Source organism: Mesorhizobium sp. M4A.F.Ca.ET.090.04.2.1 (assembly GCF_003999085.1).
In the GTDB taxonomy this organism is placed as follows: domain Bacteria; phylum Pseudomonadota; class Alphaproteobacteria; order Rhizobiales; family Rhizobiaceae; genus Mesorhizobium.
In genome coordinates this window covers 1-7238 of the sequence record NZ_RZOT01000299.1, presented here as the reverse complement: position 1 = coordinate 7238, position 7238 = coordinate 1, and the positions used below count along the sequence as shown (strand labels likewise).

The 7238-nt window shown below is 59.2% G+C and carries 6 protein-coding genes; 3 read left to right on the top strand and 3 right to left on the bottom strand.

Annotated features, from left to right (window positions below; all coding sequences use genetic code 11):
• The first annotated feature begins 193 nt into the window (after nucleotides 1–193).
• The gene (locus EN781_RS20375) at nucleotides 194–1927 is read left to right on the top strand and encodes an adenylate/guanylate cyclase domain-containing protein (RefSeq protein WP_126056253.1); all 1734 of its coding nucleotides are present in this window, start codon (nucleotides 194–196) and stop codon (nucleotides 1925–1927) included.
• A 117-nt stretch (nucleotides 1928–2044) separates the two neighbouring features.
• Here EN781_RS20375 and EN781_RS20370 read toward each other — a convergent pair whose 3' ends face one another.
• Entirely contained in the window at nucleotides 2045–2341 is a 297-nt protein-coding gene (locus EN781_RS20370) for a hypothetical protein (protein ID WP_126056252.1), read from the bottom strand.
• 73 nt (nucleotides 2342–2414) lie between these two features.
• Nucleotides 2415–4106 (bottom strand): winged helix-turn-helix domain-containing protein, encoded by a 1692-nt coding sequence (locus tag EN781_RS20365; protein ID WP_126056251.1) that lies wholly within the window; start codon nucleotides 4104–4106, stop codon nucleotides 2415–2417.
• 163 nt (nucleotides 4107–4269) lie between these two features.
• Between EN781_RS20365 and EN781_RS20360 the strand changes: the two genes are divergently transcribed.
• A complete protein-coding gene (locus tag EN781_RS20360; protein WP_126056250.1) occupies nucleotides 4270–4617 on the top strand; it encodes a hypothetical protein in 348 nt (115 codons plus the stop codon).
• An 831-nt stretch (nucleotides 4618–5448) separates the two neighbouring features.
• Here the strand turns inward: EN781_RS20360 and EN781_RS20355 are convergent.
• Complete coding sequence (locus EN781_RS20355) at nucleotides 5449–5670, bottom strand: helix-turn-helix transcriptional regulator (protein ID WP_126056249.1); 222 nt, start codon at nucleotides 5668–5670, stop codon at nucleotides 5449–5451.
• A 511-nt stretch (nucleotides 5671–6181) separates the two neighbouring features.
• Between EN781_RS20355 and EN781_RS20350 the strand changes: the two genes are divergently transcribed.
• Nucleotides 6182–7238: polyamine ABC transporter substrate-binding protein (locus EN781_RS20350; protein WP_145965562.1), on the top strand; the 1057-nt coding region annotated here is incomplete at its 3' end.

The window sequence follows — 7238 nt, the reverse complement described above, 5'->3', positions numbered from 1 at the left end:
TTATAAGGCCGTGTCTGCTTAGCGCCGCATCTCGGCCGTGTAGATCCGCTTTGCCGTTTCCTGAAAGCTGACGTCGCAGGCGACCACTCCAAGGTCGCGGTTGCGCCACAAGCCGACTTGGCTCGCCGCTCCATTGCAGCACAATTCCTGAGACGTGATATCTTTCTCATTCGAAGGCAGGTGATGAACCAAAATGCGGAAGATCGCAGCGATTCTGGTAGCGGATGTGGTTGGCTATAGCCGCCTCGCAGAAGCGGATGAGGATCGGACACTTGCGCGGCTGCGGGTTCTGCGGAACGACTTGCTCGATCCGACGATCGCCGCACACGATGGACGAGTGGTCAAGCGTACTGGAGACGGCGCTCTCGTGGAGTTCCGCAGCGTTGTCGAGGCCGTGCGTTGCGCTGCTGAGATGCAGGAAGGCATGGTCGAATGGAACACAGGACTGCCTCTCGATGAGCGCATTGAATTCCGCATCGGCATCCACGTCGGCGATGTCGTCGAGGAGAGTGACGGAGACCTGATGGGCGACGGAATAAACATCGCTGCCCGCCTGGAAGGCTTGGCGAAGCCGAACGGAATCTGCTTGTCGGGTTCGGCCTACGAGCAGGTACGTGAAAAGCTCAAGGAACAGTTTGTCGATCTGGGCGAGCAGACCTTGAAAAACATCGCCAGGCCAGTGCGCGCCTATCACATGCTGTCCGGTACCGCATCGACGGAACCGGAAGTCGCACGAGGGCGACTAGTCCAGCAGGACAAGCCTTCGATCGCCGTCCTCCCCTTCCAGAACATGAGTGGCGATGTCGAGCAGCAATACCTCTGCGACGGGCTTACAGAGGACCTGATCACAGAGCTTTCACGCTTCCGGCAGATGCAGGTTGCGTCGCGCAATTCGTCCTCCCGCTTCCGCGGAGACGACGTTGACATGATGCGAGCGGGACGCGAACTCAGCGTGCAGTACCTCGTCGAAGGCAGTGTCCGCCGTATGGGAACGCGCATCCGGATAACGGCCCAATTGATCGATGCCACGACGGGCAATCACGTCTGGGCAGAGCGTTATGACAGTGTGCAAGACGAGATATTCGATGTCCAGGATCGCATTGTTCGCACTATCGTCGGAACACTTGTAGGACGAATGACGGCCGCGCGCACCGAGGTGGTCCTGCGCAAGCCCCCAGCCAGCCTGGCGGCCTATGAATGTGTCCTGCGCGGTGATGCGTTGCCAATTGGGACGCCGGAGATTGAGGCAGAGGCACGGCATTACTTCGAAAGGGCCGTCGAACTCGACCCCAGCTACGCTCGTGCCTACGCATTGTTGTCGTCAGCTATCGAGCGAGAGTGGTTTCTCGACATGAGTGGTTCGAACCGCTTGCGCGACGAGGCGTTCGAGATGGCGCGGATAGCCGTCGCGCTCGATGAAAACGACCATCTTTGCCAACTAGTAATGGCTTGGGCACAGGTCGATCGCGGCGCCTACGAAGTGGGTGAACAGCATTTCGCCAAGGCCATTTCTCTAAATCCAAACCATCCGGTCAATCACACCGACTTGGCGATGTTCTATAACTATCGCGGCGAAACCGAGAGAGCCATTGAGGGGATGCTGGAGGCGAAGCGCCTCGACCCATTCTTCAACCCTTCTTGGTATTGGGGCGAACTCGCCGCCGTCTACTTCAACGCGCGCCGCTATGACGACGCCATTGTCAACATGCGCCGATCAAGTTCTTTGACGTTCTCGAAAGAGGTTTGGTTCGCCGCAAGCTACGCAATGGCTGGCAAGCCCGATCTTGCGAGAGATCGCGTTGCTGGTTTGCTGCGGCGGATCCCAGAATTCTCCACTGCCAGATACGTGGCCAAGGAGCCGCTGTTTCGCATCGAAGACCGCCAGCATCTAGCTGAAGGCATGCGCACAGCGGGCTTGCCGGAATGACCGCATTGGGTCAATTTCGGACTTGGGCCACCTGGGCTGAACGTCCGTTATTGTTCCTCGGACGCCAAAAAACCGCCATTCCGCCATCGGCCCCATTGTTGCCCTGCGCTCGGCAGCCTACGGAAAGAGCTCGAAGTGCTCGACTTGAGCAGACTCGATCAACTCGGCTTCATCGCCATGATAAATCGCGTTATTCCAGTCTGGCCCGATAGCGGCCTTCACCGACTCCAGACCATCCCAGACCATCACCATGCAGAACGTCCTGCCCGCACTCTCCGCAGGTGGCTTACCGGGGTAAAAGGCGATGAGGCCCGCCTGCTTCCTCAGCCAGGGAATAGAAAGCGACTCAACACGCTCCTGCCAGAGACGCTGCTTTCCAGCAAAGACCGTGCCGCGATAAATGCGGATAATCACGGCGATACCTCCTTACGGTGCCTTCGTGCGAACAGAATGCGCCCCCTCGATCATGCAGACTGTCGCTTGCCGTCTACGGCGACTTGCATCCGAGCAACCGGACCGGCTTCTCAAGTTTGGCGAGGTCCTCAGACTTGGCACAGCGTGGAAAGCCGGCGAGGCTCATCGTTTCGATCAGCCGGTTCCGCTGTACCTCGGTGAAGGGGAGGTTGGCGATTATTCCCTCTATGCTCAAGTCCGGATACTTCTGGAGGGTGAACGCGACAAGCGTCCGCGCCTCATCCGTCCGGCCCAGAGCCGCAAGCGCGGCAGCTCGAAACGTCCCCACCCAGCGATCGTAATTGTCAGGGCCGAGCCGGTCCGTCATGCGCAGGGCGTCCTCGTAACGACCGGCCCAGAAGTAGGCGACGTTGAGCGGACGGGTGCTCCACATCGGGAAGTTCGGGTTCAGGCTGATCGCCCTGTCGGCCAATTCGGCTCCGCGTTCGGGCTCGCCGAACATGGCCGCCCAGGTAACGTAGAAGGTCAGGATCTCGAACTCGTTCGGCGCCATGCTGAGGGCTGTGTCGAACTCCGCCTTCGCCTTCGCCAGATCGGCGCTCTCGGCCAGGGTAATCGCGCGGACCACATGCGCCTCTGCGTCACCTGGGTCGAGCGTGACCGCGCGCATCGCAGCATCGGCAGCCAGCTTTTGGTTCCGCAGGGGCTCCACCCCGAAGCCGGCAAGGACCTTGTGGGCGTGCGAAAGCTCGATCCAAGCCCGGGCGAGGGAGGGATCAAGCTCCAGCGACCTTGTGAGAAGCCGGATCGCCTCTTCCAGATCGTCGCGATTGACCCGCTCGAGCCGCTCGGTGCCGAGAAGGTAGAGCTCGTAGGCGTTGAGGTTCGCTGGCGGCTTGCGATGCGCCTCCCGGCGGCCCGCCACTTGAATCAGGCCCGCGCCACCACCGAGCCGGTTCGAGACCTGCTCGGCGATCTCGGTCTGAATCGCGAAAAAGTCGTTTTCGGGCCGATCCCACCGGTCCGACCAGATGTGCTTGCCGGTCGCAGTTTCAACAAGTTGCGCCGTGATGCGCACGCGATCGGCCTGGCGCTGGATCGAGCCCTCGACGATGAAGTCAGCATTGAGAGCCGCCCCCACTTCTTTCGTGTTAGACGTCTTCTCCTTGTAAGCTGTGGTCGTATTGCTAGCTATCACCCGAAATTCTGGAAATCGGGCAAGGTCAGTGATGATGTCCTCGGTCAGGCCGTCAGCCAGCCGCTGCTGGTCCGCATCACCACCGATCATCCCAAATGGCAGCACCGCAATGGAGGGCAGAACTGCCCCGGCGCCACTCTCATCGGCGCGATGATTAAAGCCCCAGAGGAGTCCTGCCGCAAACAAGGCAATGGCAAGAGCTATGATGGCCGCCGACCGACTCCGGCCTGTCGGTTCGATCGGCCATTCCGCGGCGTCAATTGCGAGTCTGTACCCGCGTTTTGGCACTACCTTGAGAGCCATCTGGTTCTTATCGCGCAGTGCCCGGCGGATATCACCGATGCATTGCACCAAGCTGTCGTCGGTTACTGCAATGCCAGGCCATATCGCTTGCATAAGCTCGTCTTTTGTGACGACGCGATCAGTGTGCCTGCTGAGGTATTCAAGCACCGCGAAGGCTTGCGAGCGCAAGACCACATCCTTGCCTTGGCTGTCGCGCAAAATCCCGGCGGCAAAATCGAGAGTGATGCCGTTCACCACGATTGTCTTGGATGAGCGCGGATTCATCCCGCATCTCTTTGCATGCGCAGAACGTCGAACCCTTGATCATGAGCATATCAAACTCCAGATCGGGAGAAAATCGGCGTTTGATCGGTTTCCTTTCGTTACACCAAGGTTGTCTTGGCCGATCATGCCGACTAGCGACGAGGGGTAGCAGGTCCAACTTTTGATGGCTTCGAAACCCACGGCTGTACTGGCAGCAGCTTGCGCGTTGATATCGGGCGGAAGCGCGGGCGCGCATGATGCGGTGCGCGGCTGGCCTTATCCGCCAGCTTGCTGCAAGGGAGATGACCTGGGAGGCGATTGCGAGCGCATCCCGGGCGCATCGGTGAAGACTGGACCGAGCGGCTTTTCCGTTACACTACTCCCTGGCGACCACCACCTGGTGACTCGACAGCATTTGTTTCAGATTCCGTATAGAGACGCGCTGCCGTCCGGTGACCACGATTTTCATATCTGCCTGCATCCAAGTGAGGAGTATATGAACTGCTTCTTCGCGCCGCCCGATTCGATTTGACGGCGAGTTCCGTAGTGAGAGTAGTTCTTGCAAGTATCGGACGTCCGCTGGGGCGCAAAGCGGTCGGCGCTACGCTGGGTGAAAAGGTCGGCTTTCTAGCCCAATCATCCCGAAAGCGGAGGTTCCGATCTCGGCCCATTTTCGGCAGTCGAATGATCGAGTTTGCGAGGGCTCAAGCATCGCGTTAAGTTGCGGCCGGCGTCGGCACCCTGACGGTACTTTTTGAAAGCAATGGGAGCACACGTTCCGGTGCGGTGGCAAGGTCAAAAGTCCGATTGATCTCGATAGTCCACGGAACCTCAAAAATTTTTTCGCCAAAAATTTCCCTTTAAAATCAATACCGTAGGTTTTTGACGGGCTCGGGGTCAGCTTTAGGCGCAGCAAGAAAGAAAAAACCCAGCTAGATCAATGGCCTAGCTGGGATAAAAACAATTGAGTGGGAGTAGGGGCTGCCATCGCTCTGATGCCTTCTCAAAAGTCTCAGCCGTTCCCCCCGGAAGCCCGTCCGGACGCCGCATTTGACGCAGTGGAGCGACATCCAGCGGAAGCTGTAGTCGGGTAGACGATCATTTGCGTGACCTCGATGCCGGCGCCAATTTCATAGTCGTTCATGAACACCCGGTCGCCGGTCATCAGCGCTAGGCCTTGATAACGGAATGCCGCCGGACCGGCGCGCGCGGATCGCCGATACGCTCCAGCCAGCGATAGAACAAATGCTCGTCCTGCGGTTGCCGACCAGGCCGCGGATGATCCGGCGGGGGTCGACATCGACCAACAATATTCGAAGAAGGTGCCGGTCAGCTGGAAAGATGCGCGGATCGTTTCGCGCCGCTATGCGGTCGAAACGCGTGCGCGACAGGCTGTCGGAGCGAGCCCCTTCAGCTTGACGATCGCCGCGAAGTCGGACTGCGGCAAACGGATCTCGTGATTCTCGACGCTGAAATAGTCGCAGATCCTGCGCATCAGCGGCGGCCGCGGCGTCGAGGAGCCGGAGAGATAGCGGTTCAGCTGGCTGCGATTGGCTAACCTTGAGGGTTCGACAGCCCACATCACGGCATTGGTACCGAAAATCGGGTATGCCTAGGCAGCCGAACTTGCGAAAGAGATGCTGTCCGCGGACAGGTACCGATACCGACCACGGCTTGATCGGTGAGGCATGGAGCAGCCCTTTGCGTGTTGCTTTCCGTCTGACAAGACGAGCGAGACCTCCATCGGAGTCCTTGCGAGCGAGGCGGTGCTCTCTGCCCATGAGGTTCTCGGTGACCACGACGGTGGTATTCTTGACTGCCGCGCGCGCTTTGGTAGGCGACCTCGACCAAATTCGATTTGTTCAGCCAGGGCTTCGACTTCGCACGGGTGAAACGCCCGGTAGCTGGAAGTCACGCAATGCCCGCCAGGGCCTCCGGACAATTGAGGTTCGGGAGCTCCGGCGAATGGACCTCCGCCGGAGCACGCACATTCCCGAACATGTCGACCAAGAGCGCGGGGACCATGACTTGACAATCTGGCGGGGCACATGATTTATTTGGATGGACAGATAAAAAATAACTAAAGGGGAATACCGATGCTAATCCCGCGATTGTGGGGCTTTTCGCTCGTCATCGCCGTTGCCATGACCTTCTCCGCGGCGGCGCAGGAAAGGGTGGTCAACATCTACAACTGGTCGGACTACATCGATCCGAAGGTTCTGGACCAGTTTACGGCCGAGACAGGCATCAAGGTCGTTTATGACGTCTATGACGACAACAAGATCCTGGAGACCAAGCTCCTGGCTGGAAGGACCGGCTACGATATCGTCGTTCCCTCGGCCTATTTCCTTCAGCGCCAGATCCTGGCTGGCGTCTATCAGCCGCTGGACAGGTCGAAGCTCGCGAATGAGAAAAACCTGTGGCCCGCGCTTATGAAGCGGATGGAGCTTTACGATCCGGGCAACCGATACGCCATCAACCTGATGTGGGGCACCACTGGCATCGGCGTGAACGTCGACAAGGTCAAGGCCGCACTCGGAAGCGTTCCCGATAGTTGGAGCCTGGTATTCGATCCCGCCAACATGGCCAAGCTTCAGGGCTGCGGCGTCACGATGCTCGACGCGCCCGACGATGTGCTGCCGGCGGCATTGAACTATCTCGGCCTCGATCCGAACTCGAAGAATGTCGATGATCTACAGAAGGCCGCCGACGTCGTCGCCAAGGTCCGTCCCTATATCCGCAACTTCACCTCGTCGGCCTATATCGAGGGTCTGGCGACGGGAGACATCTGCGTCGCGATCGGCTGGTCCGGCGACGTCCTGCAGGCGCGCGACCGTGCGCTCGAAGCGGCCAAGGGCCTCGGCACCAAGCCGATCAACGTTGCCTACATACTACCCAAGGAAGGCGGGCAAATCTGGTTCGACAGCGTTGCCATCCCGGCAGATGCGCCTCACCCCGACGAGGCGCACCAGTTCCTGAACTTCATCATGCGCCCTGAGATCGCGGCCCAGATCAGCAACTACGTTCGTTATGCCAGCGGCAACCTTGCGGCCAAGGACAGGATCGATCCGGCCATGGTCAACGATCCGACCGTCTATCCGGGGGATCAGGTCATGAACCGGCTCTACGTGATCACCATGTACGACAATGCAG